Source organism: Thioalkalivibrio paradoxus ARh 1, assembly GCF_000227685.2.
In the GTDB taxonomy this organism is placed as follows: Bacteria; Pseudomonadota; Gammaproteobacteria; order Ectothiorhodospirales; family Ectothiorhodospiraceae; genus Thioalkalivibrio; species Thioalkalivibrio paradoxus.
Genome location: NZ_CP007029.1, coordinates 2,478,603 through 2,497,750, shown reverse-complemented (window position 1 = coordinate 2,497,750; position 19,148 = coordinate 2,478,603). Strand labels below are relative to the sequence as shown.

Genomic DNA, 19,148 nt, shown 5'->3' with positions numbered 1-19,148 from the left:
CCGCCGGCGCGCCGGCGGGCGGCGGGATCACACCCCGATCCACCCCATCGCGACCGCCAGGGCCAGCAGCCAGACGTAGAACGAGAACACCTTGAGCTGCGCCCGATACAGGAAGTAGATCACCAGCTTCAGGGATACGATCCCGACCACCGCCGCCACCACGAAGCCGACCGCCAGCGCGGCGAACCCGATGACGGGCGGTTCCTCGGCCCGGTACACCTGGATGGCCTGCAGCAAGGTGGCCGCGGAGATGGTCGGGATGGCCAGAAAGAAGCTGTACTCGGCCGCCCAGCGGCGTTTCAGGCCCGCAAACAGGGAAAACATGATGGTCATCGCGCTGCGCGAGAGCCCGGGCATCAGCGCCAGGCCCTGGGCCAGCCCGATCACGCCGGCCACCCGCCAGTTGATGCCCTTGAGGCCCCGCCTGCGGGGGGGTAGGCGGTCGGTCCACCACAGCAGGATTCCCGTCAGGGTCAGGGTGATCGCGATCATCCAGGGGTGCGCGAACACCTGCTCGAACGCGGCCTTGAACGCCAGTCCCAGTAGGCCGGTGCAGAGCACCGAGAACATCCCCAGCCAGAACAGCCGCCAGTACAGCGGCACCGGCCCGCGCCCCCCCTGGCCGGCCCATTGCCATGCACCGCCTGCGGCGCCAAGGGTAAAACGCCACAGGCTGGGCCAGAAGACGACGATGATCGACACCAGGGTGCCCACATGCACGACGAGTGCGAAGAGGATCATCTCGGGGCTGTCCGGCGACGGCAGCGACTCGCCGCGGCCGATCAACCAGTGCTCCGCCAGCACCATGTGGGCGGTCGAGCTGACCGGCAGAAACATGAAGACGCCCTGGATGATACCCAGGAGAACGGCGATCCATAGGGCCATGGCTGGGTCCTGCTGTCGGTTGTGGCGATCGTGCGTCGGGGAGTGGGGTGGGCCGTTCGTGCACCGAGCCGCGGATGATACAACAGCGCTCTTTCGATGCACGTGCGATGCGCAACGGCGGGGAATGCGCCGAAGCGTGGCCGTCAACGGCGATCGGCGTTGTCCGAAAAGCGGAAGCGGACGCCCGCGCTGACGAAATTGGAACCCCTGGCGTCGCTGACCAGCCCGAATGCCCCGGAGCGGTGGTGAACGCGAAACAGGACCTCCCAACGGGGGTTCCGGGCGCCGGGCTGGGCGAACGTGATCTCCACTGGCATGAACACGAGCAGCCGCGCAGCGGGACGGCGGGGATGCTGTTCCACTTCCGGCGTGCGGAAGGCATACGATGGGCCGAGTCCGAAGGCGACCGAAGTGTTCAAATACCGGTTCGGGAACGGCCGCCAACGCAGAAGCAGCGCGGTATTCACCTCCGAGTGATGCTGCAGCCCGGTGTGGACGCCGGCGTTGGCTTCCAACTCCAGACTCAGTGATTCCCGGAACCCGTACAGGGTGCGGCTCGCTCCCGCCACTCCGACGTAGGTATCCCGAAACTCGGTTCGCCCCCGCAGGATGGAGCCGATGTTGTTGGCGCTCCACTGCCCTGCGTATCCGAAGACGGACCACTCGCCGTCAGCGGGTTGTGCCGCGCCAGCGCGGAAGACCAGCACAATCAGTAGGACGGCGAGTATCCAGCCCCAGGCGCCAAGAGTGAAGCTGAAGCCATAGCGGGAACCACATGGCTGTACATCGGCCCCCGATGACGGCGTGAATCTGGCAGCCTGCACTGTCGCCACAGCCGCATGGTCTCGCATTACTGCGATTCTACGGGGGAGTCTCTCCGTCTGCTTCGCCGACCGCTGACCGGCAACCCGCATCTACCGCTTCTCCATGGCTACGGTTTTTTGCAGGGCGTGGCCGATCAGGCCCGCGAGGTTGGTAATCAGTTCCTGGTGCGAGAGCTGGTAGGCGTTGGGTTGGCGCGAGGCCAGTACCAGCAGGCCCGAATTCTGGTCCGTGTCCTTGACCGGCAGGAGCAGGACCGAGCGTAGGCCCTGTTCGATGAGGGTGCGCTCGAAGGCCGCCTCCGGAACCCCGCCGCCCGTCTGTTGCAGATCCGGGATGCGCAGCGGGGCCTTGGCGGCCAACGCAGTGTCGAGCTGGCTGTTGGCGAGCGGAAAGTAGCGCTCACTCGGGGGTGTCGAACGCCCGTCGAGGACTGCGTGCTCGAGCACCCCGGCCGACTGGTCCGGCGTGACGCTCAGCAGCCCTGCCCAGTCGAGCGGGAGGAAGGTTTCGAGCTCGTGCCACACCGAGGTCAACACGGATCCGGGTCCGTCGGCCTGTTGCACTTTGTCGATGAGCTGGAACAACGCGTGGAGCCGGCAGGACAGGCTGTTGAAGGACTCGACCATCAGGCCGATCTCGTTGCGGTTTGGCACCGGTACCTGATGGCCGAAATCCCCCTGAGAGACATGCTCGAAGGCTCCCACCGCGTGATGCAAGGGGCGGAGCACCCGCGTATGCAGCCAATAGACCGCGGCGAGCACCACCTGTTCCTGCTGGCGCATCTGAGCCGAATGCACGGCATAGCCCGAACTGGCTATGACCACCGCGACCAGGCCGAGCAGCAGGATCGTCAGTTGCAGCCGAATGCTGTGCAGAAAATCAATGCTCATACAGCCTCCGGACGCGGAAGGGCCGACCGCAGAACCGCGATCTGGATCCTGGGCGGGCATCGTCCGCATGAATCCACACCTAAGAGGAACAACAACACCATCTTCCGAACAGGTCAATGTGGAATCTACGGATACGCACCACGCCATGTTCGCCTTGGAATTGGCGACGCCGTGCTTGCGGCTGCAGGCCAGTGGCTCCTCGGGCTGACGCGCGTTCAGCGGTTCCTCCGGGGATCCACCCCGGTGGTTGGTGGCTCCGGCTTCCTTGGGGCGAGCCGGCGCACCGCGCCCGGGCCGCGACCGCGGATGCGCTTGAACGCCCGTCGAAATGCGGCTTCCGACGCGTAGCCGAACGTTTCAGCCACTTCGGCGACCGAGCGGCGCCGGTCCTGCAGCAGCAGCTCTGCCTGGTGCATGCACCAGTGTGCGAGGTAGTTCATCGGCGTGTCGCCGACGACCTCGAGGAACTGCCGGGCAAAAGCGCTGCGCGAGAGACCCGCCCGCGCAGCCAGTTCGTCCAGTTGCCAGGGGTGACGGTAGTCACGGTGCATGCACACCAGCGCCCGCCGCAGTTGCGGGTTTGCGAGGCCCGCGAGCAGACCCGCCCGGACCTGGCCTGCGGCCATGACATGGCGCAGCACCAGGATCAGTAAGGGGTTTCGTTACCGCTGCCCGATCAACCCCACGCCCTGGTATGAGGTGGGCGTGGGTGGCTGATCGGCCGTAACGCGTACCGCCCGGCCCCGCATCGTCGCGGGACCGGGCCGCGCGATTGAATGATTCCGTGGTCCGGCCCCCCAACGCGCCGCAAGCCCTTTCCGAGTTCCAGGAACACGATCCAATCGATGAGGTACCGTCACGAACGCCACTGCAATCTGTTTGTTTGAAACCCGGGCGAGGCCCGGTCGCCGTGGGACGGGCCCGTCCACCAACGCGCGGTATGCGGTCCCGCACCATCGCCTCGGAGAAGCCCCACTCGGCGACAACACAGCGGTGCGGGCTGCGGCTGCGGGTACCGCCTGCGTTTGCGGGCCCATCGCCCTTCCCACGCTCACGGCCCGGTGTTGGGAGCACCCCACCAGGCGCTTGCGGCAATGCCGCAGGACGCGTATCCCTGCTGTACTTCGGACCTGGAGCGACCCAAACTCAAGGCACAGGCTCCCGGTTCGTCGGAGGCCGCGCGGGAAGTCGCGCAATCCTGGGCCAACGCGTGATCGCGGGTGCCTCGTCAGGAGGTCACGATGTTCAAGACGCTCATTGCCATCGGGCTGGCGGCCGGTCTGATCGGGTGCGCCCTCGTCGACGTGAAAGAAGACCCCGCCTCTCCCTACTACCTGGTGCCCGAGGGCGCGGTGATCGAACTGCATCAGCCGGTCGCGATCCCGCCGGGCACCACGCGGGTGTGGTTCGTGCGCGGCCGGGTGGCACCGGGCCGTGACTGGTACGACACCAGCTGCAACCTCGAGATCAACACCCTCGATCGCAACCGCGTTCAGACCGTGGAAGCGGGGCGGTTCGTCGTCCGCCGTGTCCAGCGCACGTCGGCCTCGGTCGCGCAATGGCAGCCGTCGGTCGAGGTGGCCATGTTGGGCGGAGGAATTGGCGGGGATTCCGGTTACAACCGAACCTGGCAGGGCTACCATCTCTGGCTCGCCAGCGAGAACCAGCCCGACGTCCGACGGCTGACCTGCGCCGGTATCTACGGCGAACCAAGGGACGCGAAGCCGCCGAGCATCAACGAGATGCGCGCTACGCTGGGGACGGTGGCAAGCCTTCGTCTCCCGTGAGCCCGGCGGATCACGCCCTACAGCCTCTTCCAGCCTGCAATTCGATGGTGCGGCTGGGCGGCGGCACCTTGCCGTTCGCGCCTGCAGAGCAGGCGGCAGGCTCAGGTCGCCGGGGAATCGGTACGGGTTCCCGCGAGTACACCGCGCTGCAGCCAGTGCCGCAGCAGTTCCTCGGCGCTGCGCAGGAGCTCCTCGCCGGGTGCAAGGTCGAAGTCGGCGGCGACCCGGTGCACCAGTTCGGCTCCCGGCGCGGGATCGTTCTGCACGTACCAGAGGATGCGCGCGCTCAATGGGTTGAGCTCGATGAACCCGGTACGGAAGTCGCGGTCGCGGAACACCACCAGGTAGGTGGGGTGTTCGCCGGGGCTGGCCGGGACGAAGTCGGGGCCGATCCGTTGGACCGGGTATTCGTAGGCCAGCAAGCGCGTGGCGGTAGCGAGTACCGGAACCTCGGTGAAGGGATCGCCCAGAGGATCAATCGTGATGCCGGTGGCATGGTCGGGGTCATCTTCGTGCTGCGCCACGACCACCTCGGCGCGTTCGTAATGGGCGAGTTCGGCGAGAAAAGGAAAATCGTCTTCGTGCGCCGTTCGCTCCGTGCTCAGATATTGAAGAAACTCCTCGGCCAGACGCGGGAAGTACGGTGTGTGGCATCCGTGTTCCCGATAGAAGTCGCGAGTCAGCCGTGCCCAGCGTTCCGAACCGTGCAGGCTGCGCAACACCGGGTACGCCCGTCCGAGCAGATCCTCGATGTTGTTGATGAACAGCCGCCGGTAGATCGCCAGGCGGCGCTCCTCGATACCCGCGGGTGGGGCATGGCGTTCGGGGTCGCGCAGATGAGCCGCGAATCGGCGCTGCACTTCGCGAAAGTCCAGTTCAGGCACGGCGGCGTACCTCCATGACCGCCTCGCTTGCCTCGAGCATTGCGCGCACGCGGGCGACTTCGGCGAGAAGGTCCTGAAGCGGAGGGAAGTTGAAGTCGCGCTCGAGCAGGGTCGGCACCGGTCCCAGGCGCCGGTAGACCTCGTCCAGCAATGCCCAGACGTCGGTGCAGATGTCGGCCCCGTGGGTGTCGACGCGCAGGTCGGGTGCTTCTTCGTGGTGCCCGGCGACATGCAGGTAGCGCACGCGGTCCAGCGGCACGCGGTCGAGGAAATCCAACGGATCGTAGCGATGGTTGATCGCGTTGACGACGATGTTGTTCACGTCCAGGAGCAGGTCACAGTCGGCCGTCTCGATGACCGCAGACACGAACTCCGCCTCGCTCATCTCCGCCCCGGGCTGCGCGTAGTAGGAGACGTTTTCCAGCGCAATGCGCATGCCCAGAAGGTCCTGCACGACGCCGACCCGCTCGGCGACATGGCGTACCGCGTCCTCGGTGAACGGGATCGGCATCAGGTCGTACAGGTGGCCGAACTCGTCGCCGCAGGCGGACAGATGCTCGGTGTAGTCGCGGATGCCGTGGGTGTCCAGAAAGCTGCGCAGGTCCCGCAAGAAGTCCCGGTCCAGTGGCCGCGGCCCGCCGATATCCAACGATAGCCCGTGGCAGACGAAGGGTTTGGCTTCGGTCCACTCGCGGAAGGTTCGCCCGAGGGCGCCGCCGAGATGCATCCAGTTCTCGGGGGCGACTTCGAGGAAATCGACCCGGTCGCGGGATCCGGGCGCTTGCGCGAAGGGGCTCAGCAGAGACCGCCGCAGACCCAGCCCCGCGCCACGCACTTCCGACCGGTGATTCATAGGCGTTGACTCCATAAGTGACTGATTCCAATCTGTCGTCGTGAGTGCCACCGTGATGGTTAAGCCGGCAATCGCCATACCCTCAGATATGCCATCGCGGGGGCCGAAGGCCCGTGGCCCGTCATCGCGAGGGCCGAAGGCCCGTGGCGATCCAGACTCCGCCTGGATCGCCACGTCACTGCGTGCCTCGCGATGACGATAGGGCGCGACCATCACACGATGGCGGCCCTGATGATCACGTCATCCTAGCCGCCGCAACGGCCCTCACCGCACTTGCCTTCCGTGTCCTTGTCATCGCCATTGTCGTCCGAGGCACCGCCGCAGCGACCTTCGCCGCAGCTACCCTCGGTTTCCTTCTCGCCGGAAGCGCCGCCGCAGGTGCCTTCGCCGCAGCTGCCCTGAGCGAGCTTCTGCAGCGCGGTGGAGGACTGGCTGACCTGATAGCCCTGGCCGAGGTCGGTCGCGGCAAACAGCGGCGTGCTGCCCATTGCGAGGCCGACGGCGGCGGTGCCGATGGTGGCGGCGAGGGTCTTGCGATTGAAGAGATGGTCTTTCATGTGATTCTCCTTTTGAATGTGACGATCATAGGTGATCGGAACGGTGTTGCTGAAGCGTCCGCTTGCATGCGGCTTCTGGTTGTTGTTCAGTCTCGGCGCAGCCAGCGCGCCGCGTAATGGTCGACACTCAGATACCGTCCGGCGCCGTAGAAAAAGAGCACCAGCAGCATCACGAAGTAGGTGGCGGCCATTTCAATGCCGTTGTTCAGGATCACGAAGCTGCCACTCTGGGTCAGCCAGTCGTAGTTGCCGTGTTCCTGAAGGATCGAGCGGGCCCGATCCAGCCGTACCGCGGCCTCCTCGGTCGCACCGCAGTTGAACAGGCACATCATCGGGTCGGAGATCGTCTGCCAGCCGTGTTTCCAGTGCACGGTGACGGCCGCAACAACCATTGTGATCATCAACGGGATCGAGAACCAGCGCATGGCGATCCCGAACAGTAGCGCGATCGCCCCGAGGACCTCGGCATAGGCGGCGAGGAAGGCCATCAGCCACGGCATCGGCAGGCCCAGCCCCCAGTCCGGATTGCCGAACCAGGCTACGGTCCCCGCGTTCGGGAGCAGCCCGTCCAGCTTGTTGGTGCCGGCAGCCCAGAACACCGGCGCAAGGTACAGGCGCAGCGCGAGGGGTCCGAGAAAGTCCACGCTGCGTGTACTGTTGAGCGCGTCATGCATCCAGCGAGCCAATCGTTTCATCTTTGTCGTATCCCGTGCGGTTGGTTTGGCTTCCAGGTCTGCCGCATCACGCGGAGCGGCGGTGACCAATCGTTTCGTCGAGAACAGTTAACCACCGGGGCGATCGCAGATCCCTACGTATGAATTCGTAGGTCTTGAGGCTTCGAGCGTGCGGGGTCCCGGGTCCGGGGGCACCTCCTGCGCGAGGCCGTACCAACAGACGGTGTTATGGCGCAGCGCTTGCGCATATCGACGCCGGCGACCCCCTGCGTGGACGACTCCTCGTCCAGGGCAGGCCGTTCCGGCGACGCAGGAACCGGACGATGCTGCAGGGGCGCAGCTTTCGAACGAGCCGACACGCTGCGGTTATCGGATATTACGTAGTGCGCCCCCCGGCCTTGGGGTCTTTCCTTGAAGCGAATGCATCGAAAACCGAGGGGGAACGATGGTCATGGAATTGCAGAAACGGCTGAGGGTGTCACTGTTGTTGCTGCGTCTCGGAGTCTTCGTCGTGATGTTCGTCTGGACACTGGACAAGTTCGTGGCACCGGACCACGCGGCGCGGGTCTTTGAGCATTTCTATCATCTGGAAGGCCTCGGCGCGGGTGCGCTGGCCGTGATCGGCGTACTGCAGCTCATCGTGGTGCTGGGTTTCGTGGCCGGGCTGTATCGGGCCTGGACCTACGGGCTGGTGCTCGCGATGCATGCAGTCTCGACGTTCTCCTCCTGGCAGCAGTACCTGGCGGCGTTCGACAACCTGCTCTTTTTCGCCGCGTGGCCCATGCTGGCGGCCTGCGTGGCGCTATTCCTGCTTCGGGATTCGGACACGATGCTGAGCCTCGACACCCTTCGGTATCGTTCCTGATGCATCGGGTCTGAGTAGGCGTAGGCGGAAAAGGCCGAAGGCCGTCATCCGCCAGCTGGCGCTCGGATGGCCGCGGGCGCCTGGGCACTGCGAACGCCGTACGGCGGATGACGCTGCGCTATTCCGCCCTACGGGTCGCCCGGGACACGAGACAGGCCGTGACTTTCACGCTAACTGCCATGACCCGTGTGGCCACCCCCGATGATGAAAGAGGCGTAGGGCGGAAAAGGCCGAAGGCCGTCATCCGCCAGCTGGCGCCCGGATTGCCGCGGGCGCCTGGGCACTGCGAACGCCGTACGGCGGATAACGCTGCGCTTTTCCGCCCTACGCGTTGCCCGGGACACGAGACAGGCCGTGACTTTCACGCTAACTACCATGGCCTATGTGGCCACCCCCGATGATGAAAGAGGCGTAGGGCGGAAAAGGCCGAAGGCCGTCATCCGCCAGCTGGCGCTCGGATGGCCGCGGGCGCCTGGGCACTGCGAACGCCGTACGGCGGATGACGCTGCGCTATTCCGCCCTACGGGTCGCCCGGGACACGAGACAGGCCGTGACTTTCACGCTAACCGTCTCCGCAGGCGAGCGTCCGAACTATTGACGGAGCACCGTAAAGGCTGCGGGTTTCGCGTATTCCCGCAGCGACCGGATCGCGGCGGGCGCACGTTCAGCCGGAAATCGTCTGCACCCCGGACGGGGTCCCGACCAGCAGCACGTTGGCTGGCCGGCGGGCGAACAGGCCGTTGCTGACCACGCCGGCGATGTGGTCGATTTCGCTCTCGAGTTCCACCGGGTTCATGATCCGCAGGCCGTGCACGTCGAGGATCACGTTGCCGTTGTCGGTGCGGAAGCCTTCGCGCAGGACCGGGTTGCCCCCCATGCCAGTGAGTACGCGGGCGACGTGGCTGCGGGCCATCGGGATCACCTCGACCGGCAGCGGGAATGCTCCGAGGTAGTCGACCTGCTTGGTCTCGTCGATCACGCAGACGAACTGATCCGAAGCCGCCGCGACGATCTTCTCGCGCGTGAGCGCGCCGCCGCCGCCCTTGGTCAGGTGCAGGTGGCGCGTGGCCTCGTCGGCGCCGTCGACGTAAATCGGCAGCGGGCCCGTGCTGTTCAGGTCCAGCACCTCGATTCCGTGCCCGCGCAGGCGTTCGGCGCTGGCCTCGCTGGAGGCGACCGCGCCGTCGATCTTGCCCTTCATGCGTGCGAGCACGTCGATGAAGTGGTTGGCCGTGGAACCGGTGCCCACGCCAACCACCCAGCCACCCTGCACGAACTCGACGGCCGCTTCGGCGACGGCCTTTTTCATTTCGTCCTGTGTCATGGTCTCATCCGGAGGTCGTTCGAACCGAACGAGCATACCCAGCGGGCCTGCTCCTGTCCAAGGGCGCCGGCAAGCGGTACTGGCCGGCGCCTGCCGCATGGTATCGTGATGTCGATGACATACCCTTATCTGGAACGCATTCTTACCGCGCGGGTGTACGACGTCGCGCGCGAAACGCCCCTGGACCGGATGCCCGGTCTGTCCGAGCGCCTCGGGTCGTCGGTCTTTCTCAAGCGCGAGGATCTGCAGCCGGTCTTCTCGTTCAAACTGCGCGGGGCGTACAACCGCATCGCGCAGTTGTCCGGCGAGCAGCGGGCGCGTGGCGTGATCGCCGCATCGGCCGGAAACCACGCGCAGGGCGTCGCGCTGGCCGCGTCCCGTCTCGGGATCAAGGCGGTGATCGTGATGCCGGTGACCACGCCCGGCATCAAGGTCGATGCGGTGCGGCGCCTGGGTGGCAAGACGGTGCTGCACGGCGACTCCTTCGACGACGCGTCGGCCCATGCCCGGATGCTGCAGGAGAAGCACGGCTACACGTTCATCCATCCGTTCGATGACCCGGCGGTGATCGCCGGGCAGGGCACGGTCGCGATGGAACTGCTGCGCCAGCATCCGGATCCGCTGGACGCGGTGTTCGTCTGCGTGGGCGGCGGCGGGCTCGTGGCTGGAATGGCCGTGTACATCAAACGGTTGCGACCGGATATCCGGGTCATCGGCGTCGAGCCCGAGGATGCGCCGTCGATGTACGAGGCGCTGCGCCAGGACTACCGCGTGACGTTGGACCAGGTCGGCATTTTTGCCGATGGCGCCGCAGTGCGGCAGGTCGGCGAGGAAACCTTCCGGCTGGCACGCGAGCACGTGGACGAGGTTCTGCTGGTCGACACCGACGAGATCTGCGCGGCGATCAAGGACGTGTTCGATGATACCCGCGTGCTCGCGGAGCCGGCCGGGGCATTGTCCGTCGCCGGCCTGAAGAAATACGTCGAGCGGGAAGGACTGAAGGACGCGCGGCTCGCGGCGGTGCTGAGCGGTGCGAACATCAACTTCGACCGCCTGCGCCACGTGGCAGAGCGGGCCGAGATCGGCGAGCATCGCGAGGCCGTGTTTGCGGTCACCATTCCCGAAAGGCCGGGCAGCTTCCGCCGATTCTGCAAGGCGATCGGCCGGCGCGGCATTACCGAGTTCAACTACCGTTATTCCGACGACAACGAGGCGCAGGTGTTCGTCGGCCTGAAGCTGGAGCGCGGAGACGCCGAGAAACAGGAGGTGTTGGACCGGCTGCGCGCGGATGGCTACCCGATCCTCGACATGACCGACAACGAAGTCGCGAAGCTGCACCTGCGGCACATGGTCGGCGGCCACGCCAGCCATGTGGACAACGAGACGCTGTACCGTTTCGAATTTCCGGAGCGCCCTGGGGCATTGCTGAACTTCCTGACCCGGATGGGTGCGAACTGGAACATCAGCCTGTTCCATTACCGCAACCACGGTGCCGCCTATGGCCGCGTGCTGGTCGGCATGCAGGTGCCCGAAGCCGACGGCGAACGCTTCCGGCGCTTCCTGGACGAGCTGGGGTATGCGTGGTGGGACGAGTCCGACAACCCGGCGTACTCCCTGTTCCTGCGCTGATGCGGTCGAGGGGTGCCCGCGATGGATCGCCGGGCTTGCGGCCAGAGGGGTAGGGCGGAAAAGGCCGAAGGCCGTCATCCGCCATCCGGCGCCAGGGCGGCCGCTGGCCCCGGGCAGCACGGACGCCATGTGGCGGATGACGCTGCGCTATTCCGCCCTACGGGTCGCCAGGGACACGAGACAGGCCGTGACTTTCACGTTGATGAATGTGGTCGATGGGTGCCCGATGCCCGCGATGGATCGCCGGGTTACCTTCCGGCCGGCGAGGACTTCGGCGCACCGCGGTACTACGTCAGGTCCGGCACCGGTCTCGAACCGCTTGGCGCCGGCGGGGGCGCGCCTGCCGCCTTCCAGCCGCTGATCCGGGGTTTCCGGCCGTAGCGGGGGCGGTTGGTGCCCCGCCAACGGTCGGGCCGGAAACGTCGCCGTCGGCCCGTTGGACCCTCGCCGCATCGGGACGGTAACGCCCGCGCAGGGTCAACCGGCCGTTCCGAGGCGCGACGGGGGCACGCCAGGCGCGGTGGCACCCGCGGTGGCCAGTGTCGCCCCGAGGCAGGCCTGCAAGGCCTGGGTTTCGACTCGCTTCGGAAAACGTCTGGAAAGGACCGCCCACCTCGGAGCCTGAACGGCGACGAGGTAGTGCGTCGCGGGTTCGTGGTTTGGGCACAGTGAAGAACGAACAGGGGAGCAGGGCGTGAACACGGAGAACCATTCGGAGACCGCGGCGTGGATCTGGTCGGTGGCCGATCTGCTGCGGGGGGACTTCAAGCAGTCGCAGTACGGGCGGGTGATCCTGCCGTTCACGCTGCTGCGGCGGCTTGAGTGCGTGCTGGAACCGACCAAGGACGCAGTGCTCGCGGAAGCCCGGGAGCATGCAGGCAAGTCGGATTCCCTGCGCGAGTTGCTGTTGCTGCGCGCGGCCGATCAGCCGTTCTTCAATACATCGCCGCTGTCGCTGGCCAGCCTGTCGGATACGCAGCCGGGCGAAGACCTGATGAGCTACATCGAGTCGTTCAGCAGCCATGCGCGCGAGATCTTCGACCACTTCCATTTCGAGGACTACGTCGAGCAGCTCGCCAGCAACAACCTGCTGTACCAGGTCGTGCAGCGCTTCGCCGCGATCGACCTGCGCCCGGCGCGGCTGTCCAACTTCGGCATGGGGCTGGTGTTCGAGGAACTGATCCGCAAGTTTGCGGAAAGCTCGAACGAAACCGCCGGCGAACACTTCACCCCGCGCGACGTGGTGCACCTGACCACCTCGCTGGTACTCACCGGGCAGGATCACAAGCTCAAGCCGCACGGCATCGTCACCGTGTACGATCCGGCCGCTGGCACCGGCGGCTTTCTCTCCGAGAGCGACGAGTACATCCAGCAAATCAGTCAGGACGTCAGCGTGTCGCTGCACGGGCAGGAACTGAACCCCGAGTCCTACGCCATCTGCAAGGCCGACATGCTGATCAAGGACCAGAGGGTCGAGAACATCAGGCTCGGCAATACCCTCTCCGACGACCAGCACGCGGGCGAGCACTTCGACTATATGCTCGCCAATCCGCCGTTCGGCGTCGAGTGGAAGAAGGTCCAGAAGCAGGTGACCGACGAGCACCAGCACCAGGGCTTCAACGGCCGCTTCGGCCCCGGCCTGCCGCGCGTGTCCGACGGCTCGCTGCTGTTCCTGCTGCACCTGGTCAGCAAGATGCGCGACCCGCGCGAGGGTGGCTCGCGCATCGGCATCGTCCTCAACGGCTCGCCGCTGTTCACCGGCGGCGCCGGCAGCGGCGAGTCCGAGATCCGCCGCTACCTGCTGCAGCACGACATGGTCGAGGCCATCGTCGGCCTGCCGACCGACATGTTCTACAACACCGGCATCGCCACCTACATCTGGCTGCTGAACAACCGCAAGCCGGCCGAGCGCCGCGGCCGCGTACAGCTCATCGACGCCACCAAACGCTACGCGAAGATGCGCAAGTCGCTCGGCTCCAAGCGCCAGTACATCGACGACGCCAGTATCGACGCGATCGTGCGCAGCTACGGCGCGTTCGGGGAGAGCGACAACAGCAAGATCTTCCCCGTCGATGCCTTCGGCTACCGCCGCATCACCGTCGAACGCCCGCTGCGCCTGAACTTCCAGGCCAGCCCCGAGCGCGTCGAACGCATGCTGGCCACGAAGCCGATCCAGAAGCTCGGCGCGACCACGCGCCTGGGCGTGCAGGCCGCCTGCGAACGGCTGGACCCCGCGCGTGTGTACCTCAACCGCGAGACCTTCCTGAGCGAATTGACCGCCCAGTTGCGGGCGCTGGACGTGAAACTGCCCGCTCCCGCGCTGAAGGCGCTGTGGACCGGCCTGAGCGAGCGCGACCCCGAAGCCGACATCTGTACCGACCGGAAAGGCAACCCGGAGCCGGACAGCGACCTGCGCGACACTGAGAACGTCCCGCTGGGCGAGGACGTGTTCGCGTACTTCGAGCGCGAGGTGAAGCCGCACGTCCCCGACGCCTGGATCGACCAGGACAAACGCGACGAACAGGACGGCGAGATCGGCATCGTCGGCTTCGAGATCCCGTTCAACCGCCACTTCTACGTGTTCCAGCCCCCACGCCCGCTGGAAGAGATCGACGCCGACCTGAAGGCCGTCACCACCCGCATCAAGCAGATGATCGAGGAGCTGTCGGGGTGAGGGCGGCAATCCGGAACCAGTCAGCGATTAGCTGGCGCGCTGAGCAGTTGACGACTCGGTGTAGCGCGTGTCAGTTGTTACCTGATTATCACGACACCTCCTCAGCCAGCGCGATACCTCTCCGCGTCGGTCGTCATTGCGAGCGAAGCGCGGCAATCCAGGCGGCGCGGGGGCGGCATCGCCCTCTGGATCGCCACGTCGCTTCGCTCCTCGCGATGACGCTGGTTTCGAAGATGGCCCAGTCCAGCTTGCGGAGCTTCCGTGATAATCAGGAGTTGTTATGCAACACACCTGCCATGCCTATGCCCGTTTTCGGGTACGCACAAATCGGCGGGTTTTTTTGTGTCCGGAGGATTTGGTCATGACGGTCTCTTCCAGCCGACCGCCCGGTCGTTACTGGGAAGCCTTCAGCCGGTTTCGTTCCTTGTCGCATGGATGGCTGGATGGCACACACGGGCGGGCGCCATCTGCTTCGGGGCTCAGCTGGCTGACACGGCAATTCGAGACGTACTACCCCGATGAACTCCCCATGCCCTGGATTTATCCGACGGCCGAAGGCGGCGTTCAGCTCGAATGGCGATCCGGTGATCGCGAGATCACCCTCGACATTGATCTGGACCGGCAGATCGGAGAGTGGCATGGGCTGGACCTGAGTACTGGCGACGAGTCAGCCGACAATCTCGATCTCTCGAATTCCGAAGGCTGGAGCGAACTGGGGCGCCGCCTCTGTGAGCTGGGCGGGGTAGACCGATGACCTTTCCCCGTTACCCGCGATACAAGGACTCCGGCGTCGAATGGCTGGGCGAGGTGCCGGCGCATTGGGATGTTCTGCCGCTCAAATGGACTGTGGATCTGGTAACAGAACCAGCTCAGTCGAAGCTGCGCCCAGTCGGACTCGAGCACATAGAAGGCTGGAGCGGGCGTTTGCTCGATGGTGCCAGTGAGTTCGCAGGCTCGGGTATTGCCTTTAAGTCTGGTGACATACTTTTCGGAAAATTACGTCCCTACCTTGCGAAAGTGCACCTGGCTCAATCCGCAGGTGCAGCGGTTGGTGATTTTTTCGTGTTGCGCCCCCGCAATTTGGTGTCTGAGTTTCTCCAGCCTTACATCCTGAACCCAACGGTCATATCGCAGCTAGACTCTTCGACGATTGGCGCCAAAATGCCTAGGGTGTCGTGGGAGGATATGGGCGCACTTCTGGTTGCTCGTCCCCCCGAGTCTGAACAACGAGCGATTGCTGCATTCCTCGACCACGAGACCGGGAAGATCGATGCGCTGATCGAGGAGCAGCGGCGCCTGATCGAGCTGCTGAAGGAAAAGTCGCAGGCGGTGATCTCCCACGCCGTCACCAAGGGCCTTGACCCCAACGTGCCTATAAAGGACTCCGGCGTCGTATGGCTGGGCGAGGTGCCAGCGCATTGGGATGTTAAACGAATAAAATACCTGTTGTCAGGTATTAAGGCAGGTCCGTTTGGGTCATCCCTTACAAAAGATATGTATCAAACATCGGGTTATCGCGTTTACGGGCAGGAGCAAGTTATCCCGGGGGATTTTAGCCGAGGTGATTATTTTATTGCACCGGAGCAGTATGTTGATTTAATCAATTACGCGGTGGCGCCTGGAGACATCCTTGTTAGTTGCGTTGGTACGTTCGGAAGGATTGCTATCGTTCCAGAAGGAGTGGCTCCCGGGATTATTAACCCGCGACTAATTCGTATGAGGGTGGGAAAATCCGTCGCTCCAGAGTATTTGTCTACGGTCATGAAGAGCCAAGTGGTTTACGGGCAGTTCGAGACCCTTAGCAGAGGGGGGACGATGGATGTGATAAATGTGGGTACGTTGGGCGAGATCTATGTGCCTGTGCCGCCGCATGCTGAACAGAGGGGGGTTGTTGAATGGGTTAGCGCCCAGCTTGATGAGCTAGGGGCTCTGAAGGGCGAAGCCGAGCATGCGGTCGGCCTGCTAAAGGAGCGGAGGTCTGCGCTTATCTCCGCGGCCGTCACCGGCAAGATTGACGTTCGCGGCTGGTCGGCCGGGCTCGAGTCGGAAGTGCCGGAGTGGGCGATGGCTGCCGAGGAGCCGGCCGGGTATTCGGCGCAAGGCGGTGCGGCATGACGCAGGGGCGCAGCATCCGCCTGTTCCTGGTGGACGGCACGCCGCACGGGCTGCTGACGGCGGAGATCATGAACTGGACCGGGCATGTGCTCACCGGGCCGCGCGGCAAGCTGAGCGAGCTGGTGCAGCGCCCGGAGTGCGGGCGCACCGGCGTGTATTTTCTGGTGGGGCCGGATGCGGAGAACAGCGCCCGCCCGCAGGTGTACATCGGCGAGTCGGATGATGTCGGCAAGCGACTCAAGCAGCACAATCGCACCGAGGAACAGGGCGGCAAGGACTTCTGGGAAAAGGTCTGCCTGATCACGAGCAAGGACCAGAACCTGACCAAGGCCCACGTGAAGTACCTGGAGAGCCTGCTGATCCAGCAGGCCCATCGCGTCGGCCGCTGCATCCTGCTCAACGGCACCCGCCACGAATACATCGGCCTGCCCGAGGCGGATCAGGCCGACATGGCCTTCTTCCTGGAGCAGATCCGCACGGTACTCCCGGTGCTCGGCTTCGAGTTCCTGCGCGACTCCAGTCGGCCGCCATCAAAAGATCTGGTCGCAGGGCCCGGCTCTGAATCCCGCCCGGACGAGGCCTCACCGCGCTTCCGTATGGCGCTAGCCAGGAATGGCATTACGGCCTACGGTCAGGAAATCGATGGCGAATTTTTCGTGCTCGAAGGCTCACAGGCTCGCGAAGCCTGGGTTGGGCCGACACCGCACGGCTACCAGCGTTTGTTCGAACAATTGGTCGAGGAAGGCGTGCTCGTGCCGGACGGGAACGGTCCGATGCGGTTTTCGCGTGACTACGCATTCTCCAGCCCCAGTGCGGCGGCTGCTATGGTGGTCGGTAGAACCTCCAATGGCCGCAAGGAATGGCATCGCGAGGACACGGGCCAGACGTACGGTGAATGGCAGGAGCAGCTGGTCAGCGAGGCCGCCGACGCCACCCCCGAGGGGCATTGATACGCAGTGGGCGGCTTCATTTGCCTGATTTCCGTCAGGCGCTCCCGCAAGGAATGCGTTCAGCCCCCCTCCCAAATCCGAGTGCGGGGGTTAGGAAAGCGCCTGTCATTGTCATTGCGAGCGAAGCGCGGCAATCCAAACGACGCAAATTGAATCACCGCCTTATGGATCGCCACGTCGCTTCGCTCCTCGCGATGACCCATTTTCCTAGGCACGGGGGGCGACGAGGATGCGGACGGGGGGCTGAACGGATACCCCGCAAGAAGCACGTTGAGCTCTATGAAAGCTGAAGACTTCGACAAGAAACTCGACGACGGGCAGGAAGACATCGTGGGCGAGCTCGACCTCGCGTCGGCGCGTCGCGTCAATCAGGAACAGAAGCGCATCAACGTCGACCTTCCCGCCTGGGTGGTGGAGTCGCTGGATCGTGAGGCGGCGCGCATTGGCGTGACCCGCCAGTCCATCATCAAGCTGTGGCTGGTCGAGCGCCTGCAGGCAGAAGCCGCCAACAGGCCGCTCGACGGTAACACCCGATAGCTGCTGGGTCCGTGGCACAAGGGGGTGGCGGAAAACGAGAACGAAAGAGCGAGCCGCGGCTTTAGTGGCTTAAAATGGTTTACCAAGTGGGTAAACGTGCTCTATGATCAAGGACCGATCCCGGCGTGGAACTCGAATACAAGGACGCGCGACTGGAGGCCCTGTGCTTGCAGGAACGCAAGGCGCGGAAGGAACTGGGACACGACTGCGCCCGCAAGCTGCGCGCCCGTCTGGCGGATTTGTTCGCTGTGAGCAATCCGACCGAGTTGGTGGCCGGGCATCCGCACCCGTTGAAGGGCGACCGCGAGGGCTGGTTCTCCGTATCTCTGAACAAGAAGGTCCGGCTGTGTTTCGAGCCCGCGGAGCAACCCTGGCCGCGGATGCCGGACGGCGGGATCGCGTGGGCGGCGGTGGATCGCGTCGTTGTTGTATGGATTGGTGATTACCATGACTGAATTTGCGCAGGCCAGAGTGCCGGACTGGGTCTCTCCGCCCGGAGAGACCATCGCCGACCTGCTGGAAGAGCAGGGCTGGGCGCAGCGCGAGTTCGCTCAGCGGATGGATTACAGTCCCAAGCACGTCAACCAGCTCATCAAGGGGAAGGTGCCGCTGACCGAAGAGACCGCGCTGCGTCTGGAACGGGTGCTGGGCGGTAACGCGCGTTTCTGGCTGGAACGCGAGGCGCAATATCGCGAGGCGCTGACGCGGCAGCAGGAGCTGAAGGCTCTGGCTACGCAGGCCTCCTTGCTGCAGGAGTTACCGGTGGGCGAGATGGTCCGGCTCGGCTGGATCCGGCGTTTTTCCAACAAGGGCCAGCAGGTAGCGGAGTGCCTCGCATTCTTCGGGGTGGCCTCGGTGGATGCCTGGCGCGAGCGCTACGCCACGGGGGCTGCGGCGTTCCGGTCGTCGCCGACCTTCGAGCGCAAGGGGCCGGCGGTAGGGGCGTGGTTCCGTCAGGCGGAGCGGCTCGCGGCCAGGATCGAGTGCGAACCCTTCGATCGGAAACGGTTCGAGGCGGCGCTCGAACACGCGCGGGCGCTGACCAGCGAATCCAGCCCGGAGGCCTTTGTGCCCCCGCTGGTGGAACAGTGTGGCAGGGCCGGGGTTGCCGTCGTGTTTGTCGAGGCGCCCCGGGGCTGCCCGGTCAGTGGTGCCGCGCGCTGGCTGAGTCCCGACAAGGCACTGATTGCCCTGAGTCTGCGGCACAAGTCCAACGACCATCTATGGTTTTCGTTCTTTCATGAGGCCGCTCACCTGCTGCTGCACGGCAAGCGCGTGGCCTTCTTGGACATGGAAGGCGAGCTCGATGGCAAGGAAGAACGCGAAGCCGACACCTTTGCCGAGAATCACCTGATTCCGCCGGCCAGCTGGCGCGAGCTGACAGGCTCCAGTTTGTCGCCGGCCGCCGTGGTGCAATTTGCGCGGAAAATCGGCATCGCCCCGGGTATTGTGGTCGGCCGGATGCAAAAGGAAGGGCTGCTGCAGTGGCACCAGATGAACGATTTGAAGGTGCGTTACGCCTGGGAACGGGAGGCCGGTTAAGCGGGCCGGGGGAGTGCGGGTGCCGGAAAACAAGAGGCCTCGGCGGGTTCGCCGAGGCGCCTCACCGATTGCGTCTTTTCGATCCGCGATTCCAGAAGACGCGAGAACCGCTGTGACTGCCGCCGGTTGATCACAGGGGCAGATTGAACGGGGTGCA

At 64.9% G+C, this 19,148-nt stretch carries 20 protein-coding genes and 1 pseudogene; 10 read left to right on the top strand and 11 right to left on the bottom strand.

Annotated features, from left to right (window positions below; genetic code table 11):
• Nucleotides 1-27: 27 nt before the first annotated feature.
• The 4 genes from THITH_RS11200 to THITH_RS11185 form a co-directional block, all read right to left on the bottom strand.
• Complete coding sequence (locus tag THITH_RS11200; protein WP_006747997.1) at nucleotides 28-885, bottom strand: undecaprenyl-diphosphate phosphatase; 858 nt, start codon at nucleotides 883-885, stop codon at nucleotides 28-30.
• A 143-nt stretch (nucleotides 886-1,028) separates the two neighbouring features.
• On the bottom strand, nucleotides 1,029-1,799 hold the full coding sequence (locus THITH_RS19320; RefSeq protein WP_006747998.1) for a hypothetical protein: 771 nt from the start codon (nucleotides 1,797-1,799) through the stop codon (nucleotides 1,029-1,031).
• Complete coding sequence (locus tag THITH_RS11190; protein WP_006747999.1) at nucleotides 1,800-2,600, bottom strand: GAF domain-containing protein; 801 nt, start codon at nucleotides 2,598-2,600, stop codon at nucleotides 1,800-1,802. It abuts the gene before it with no gap.
• Between the two features lie 215 nt (nucleotides 2,601-2,815).
• Nucleotides 2,816-3,226, bottom strand: coding sequence for a helix-turn-helix transcriptional regulator (locus THITH_RS11185; RefSeq protein ID WP_006748000.1), 411 nt, complete (start codon nucleotides 3,224-3,226; stop codon nucleotides 2,816-2,818).
• Between the two features lie 615 nt (nucleotides 3,227-3,841).
• Between THITH_RS11185 and THITH_RS11175 the strand changes: the two genes are divergently transcribed.
• Complete coding sequence (locus THITH_RS11175; protein WP_006748001.1) at nucleotides 3,842-4,387, top strand: hypothetical protein; 546 nt, start codon at nucleotides 3,842-3,844, stop codon at nucleotides 4,385-4,387.
• 101 nt (nucleotides 4,388-4,488) lie between these two features.
• Here the strand turns inward: THITH_RS11175 and THITH_RS11170 are convergent, their stop codons facing one another.
• The 4 genes from THITH_RS11170 to THITH_RS11155 all read right to left on the bottom strand — a co-directional run bounded on the left by THITH_RS11170 (nucleotide 4,489) and on the right by THITH_RS11155 (nucleotide 7,376).
• Entirely contained in the window at nucleotides 4,489-5,271 is a 783-nt protein-coding gene (locus THITH_RS11170; RefSeq protein WP_006748002.1) for an HvfC family RiPP maturation protein, read from the bottom strand.
• The gene (locus THITH_RS11165) at nucleotides 5,264-6,124 is read right to left on the bottom strand and encodes an HvfB family MNIO-type RiPP peptide maturase (protein WP_006748003.1); all 861 of its coding nucleotides are present in this window, start codon (nucleotides 6,122-6,124) and stop codon (nucleotides 5,264-5,266) included. The genes THITH_RS11170 and THITH_RS11165 overlap by 8 nt, the downstream gene beginning before the upstream one ends.
• Nucleotides 6,125-6,369: 245 nt before the next feature.
• Complete coding sequence (locus THITH_RS11160; RefSeq protein ID WP_006748004.1) at nucleotides 6,370-6,681, bottom strand: HvfA family oxazolone/thioamide-modified RiPP metallophore; 312 nt, start codon at nucleotides 6,679-6,681, stop codon at nucleotides 6,370-6,372.
• An 86-nt stretch (nucleotides 6,682-6,767) separates the two neighbouring features.
• Complete coding sequence (locus tag THITH_RS11155; RefSeq protein ID WP_006748005.1) at nucleotides 6,768-7,376, bottom strand: HvfX family Cu-binding RiPP maturation protein; 609 nt, start codon at nucleotides 7,374-7,376, stop codon at nucleotides 6,768-6,770.
• Nucleotides 7,377-7,806: 430 nt separating this feature from the next.
• Here THITH_RS11155 and THITH_RS11150 point away from each other — a divergent pair, with 430 nt between their 5' ends.
• Nucleotides 7,807-8,220 (top strand): hypothetical protein, encoded by a 414-nt coding sequence (locus THITH_RS11150; protein WP_198019443.1) that lies wholly within the window; start codon nucleotides 7,807-7,809, stop codon nucleotides 8,218-8,220.
• Between the two features lie 170 nt (nucleotides 8,221-8,390).
• Here the strand turns inward: THITH_RS11150 and THITH_RS19745 are convergent, their stop codons facing one another.
• The 3 genes and pseudogenes from THITH_RS19745 to rpiA form a co-directional block, all read right to left on the bottom strand.
• Nucleotides 8,391-8,597 (bottom strand): hypothetical protein, encoded by a 207-nt coding sequence (locus THITH_RS19745; RefSeq protein WP_084222661.1) that lies wholly within the window; start codon nucleotides 8,595-8,597, stop codon nucleotides 8,391-8,393.
• Nucleotides 8,587-8,781: pseudogene (locus THITH_RS19315) on the bottom strand (hypothetical protein). Before THITH_RS19315 ends, THITH_RS19745 begins: the two are co-directional and overlap by 11 nt.
• Nucleotides 8,782-8,884: 103 nt before the next feature.
• Entirely contained in the window at nucleotides 8,885-9,544 is a 660-nt protein-coding gene (gene rpiA / locus THITH_RS11145) for a ribose-5-phosphate isomerase RpiA (protein ID WP_006748007.1), read from the bottom strand.
• Nucleotides 9,545-9,658: 114 nt separating this feature from the next.
• Here rpiA and ilvA point away from each other — a divergent pair, with 114 nt between their 5' ends.
• The 8 genes from ilvA (at nucleotide 9,659) to THITH_RS11105 (ending at nucleotide 18,991) form a co-directional block, all read left to right on the top strand.
• Entirely contained in the window at nucleotides 9,659-11,173 is a 1,515-nt protein-coding gene (gene ilvA / locus THITH_RS11140) for a threonine ammonia-lyase, biosynthetic (protein WP_006748008.1), read from the top strand.
• A 694-nt stretch (nucleotides 11,174-11,867) separates the two neighbouring features.
• Nucleotides 11,868-13,847, top strand: coding sequence for a type I restriction-modification system subunit M (locus tag THITH_RS11135; protein WP_006748009.1), 1,980 nt, complete (start codon nucleotides 11,868-11,870; stop codon nucleotides 13,845-13,847).
• A 529-nt stretch (nucleotides 13,848-14,376) separates the two neighbouring features.
• Complete coding sequence (locus THITH_RS11130) at nucleotides 14,377-14,601, top strand: hypothetical protein (RefSeq protein WP_025367501.1); 225 nt, start codon at nucleotides 14,377-14,379, stop codon at nucleotides 14,599-14,601.
• Nucleotides 14,598-15,962, top strand: a complete 1,365-nt coding sequence (locus THITH_RS11125) for a restriction endonuclease subunit S (RefSeq protein ID WP_006748011.1) — start codon at nucleotides 14,598-14,600, stop codon at nucleotides 15,960-15,962. The genes THITH_RS11130 and THITH_RS11125 overlap by 4 nt, the downstream gene beginning before the upstream one ends.
• The gene (locus THITH_RS11120; protein ID WP_006748012.1) at nucleotides 15,959-16,912 is read left to right on the top strand and encodes a GIY-YIG nuclease family protein; all 954 of its coding nucleotides are present in this window, start codon (nucleotides 15,959-15,961) and stop codon (nucleotides 16,910-16,912) included. Before THITH_RS11125 ends, THITH_RS11120 begins: the two co-directional genes overlap by 4 nt.
• Before the next feature lie 279 nt (nucleotides 16,913-17,191).
• A complete protein-coding gene (gene brnA / locus THITH_RS11115) occupies nucleotides 17,192-17,449 on the top strand; it encodes a type II toxin-antitoxin system BrnA family antitoxin (protein ID WP_006748013.1) in 258 nt (85 codons plus the stop codon).
• A gap of 125 nt (nucleotides 17,450-17,574) precedes the next feature.
• Nucleotides 17,575-17,904, top strand: coding sequence for a type II toxin-antitoxin system RelE/ParE family toxin (locus THITH_RS11110; protein ID WP_006748014.1), 330 nt, complete (start codon nucleotides 17,575-17,577; stop codon nucleotides 17,902-17,904).
• Entirely contained in the window at nucleotides 17,897-18,991 is a 1,095-nt protein-coding gene (locus tag THITH_RS11105) for a helix-turn-helix domain-containing protein (RefSeq protein WP_006748015.1), read from the top strand. The genes THITH_RS11110 and THITH_RS11105 overlap by 8 nt, the downstream gene beginning before the upstream one ends.
• Nucleotides 18,992-19,148: the final 157 nt, after the last annotated feature.

Bases quoted from the DNA above. Each gene is read 5' to 3' on its own strand.
- THITH_RS11165 (WP_006748003.1), bottom strand. From the start codon at position 6,124: ATGAATCACCGGTCGGAAGTGCGTGGCGCGGGGCTGGGTCTGCGGCGG.
- THITH_RS19745 (WP_084222661.1), bottom strand. From the start codon at position 8,597: ATGGTAGTTAGCGTGAAAGTCACGGCCTGTCTCGTGTCCCGGGCAACG.
- THITH_RS11125 (WP_006748011.1), top strand. From the start codon at position 14,598: ATGACCTTTCCCCGTTACCCGCGATACAAGGACTCCGGCGTCGAATGG.
- brnA (WP_006748013.1), top strand. From the start codon at position 17,192: ATGAAAGCTGAAGACTTCGACAAGAAACTCGACGACGGGCAGGAAGAC.
- THITH_RS11150 (WP_198019443.1), top strand. From the start codon at position 7,807: ATGGAATTGCAGAAACGGCTGAGGGTGTCACTGTTGTTGCTGCGTCTC.
- THITH_RS19320 (WP_006747998.1), bottom strand. From the start codon at position 1,799: ATGCGGGTTGCCGGTCAGCGGTCGGCGAAGCAGACGGAGAGACTCCCC.
- THITH_RS11155 (WP_006748005.1), bottom strand. From the start codon at position 7,376: ATGAAACGATTGGCTCGCTGGATGCATGACGCGCTCAACAGTACACGC.
- THITH_RS11105 (WP_006748015.1), top strand. From the start codon at position 17,897: ATGACTGAATTTGCGCAGGCCAGAGTGCCGGACTGGGTCTCTCCGCCC.
- THITH_RS11120 (WP_006748012.1), top strand. From the start codon at position 15,959: ATGACGCAGGGGCGCAGCATCCGCCTGTTCCTGGTGGACGGCACGCCG.
- THITH_RS11175 (WP_006748001.1), top strand. From the start codon at position 3,842: ATGTTCAAGACGCTCATTGCCATCGGGCTGGCGGCCGGTCTGATCGGG.
- rpiA (WP_006748007.1), bottom strand. From the start codon at position 9,544: ATGACACAGGACGAAATGAAAAAGGCCGTCGCCGAAGCGGCCGTCGAG.
- THITH_RS11200 (WP_006747997.1), bottom strand. From the start codon at position 885: ATGGCCCTATGGATCGCCGTTCTCCTGGGTATCATCCAGGGCGTCTTC.
- THITH_RS11185 (WP_006748000.1), bottom strand. From the start codon at position 3,226: ATGGCCGCAGGCCAGGTCCGGGCGGGTCTGCTCGCGGGCCTCGCAAAC.
- THITH_RS11190 (WP_006747999.1), bottom strand. From the start codon at position 2,600: ATGAGCATTGATTTTCTGCACAGCATTCGGCTGCAACTGACGATCCTG.
- THITH_RS11130 (WP_025367501.1), top strand. From the start codon at position 14,377: ATGCCCTGGATTTATCCGACGGCCGAAGGCGGCGTTCAGCTCGAATGG.
- ilvA (WP_006748008.1), top strand. From the start codon at position 9,659: ATGACATACCCTTATCTGGAACGCATTCTTACCGCGCGGGTGTACGAC.
- THITH_RS11160 (WP_006748004.1), bottom strand. From the start codon at position 6,681: ATGAAAGACCATCTCTTCAATCGCAAGACCCTCGCCGCCACCATCGGC.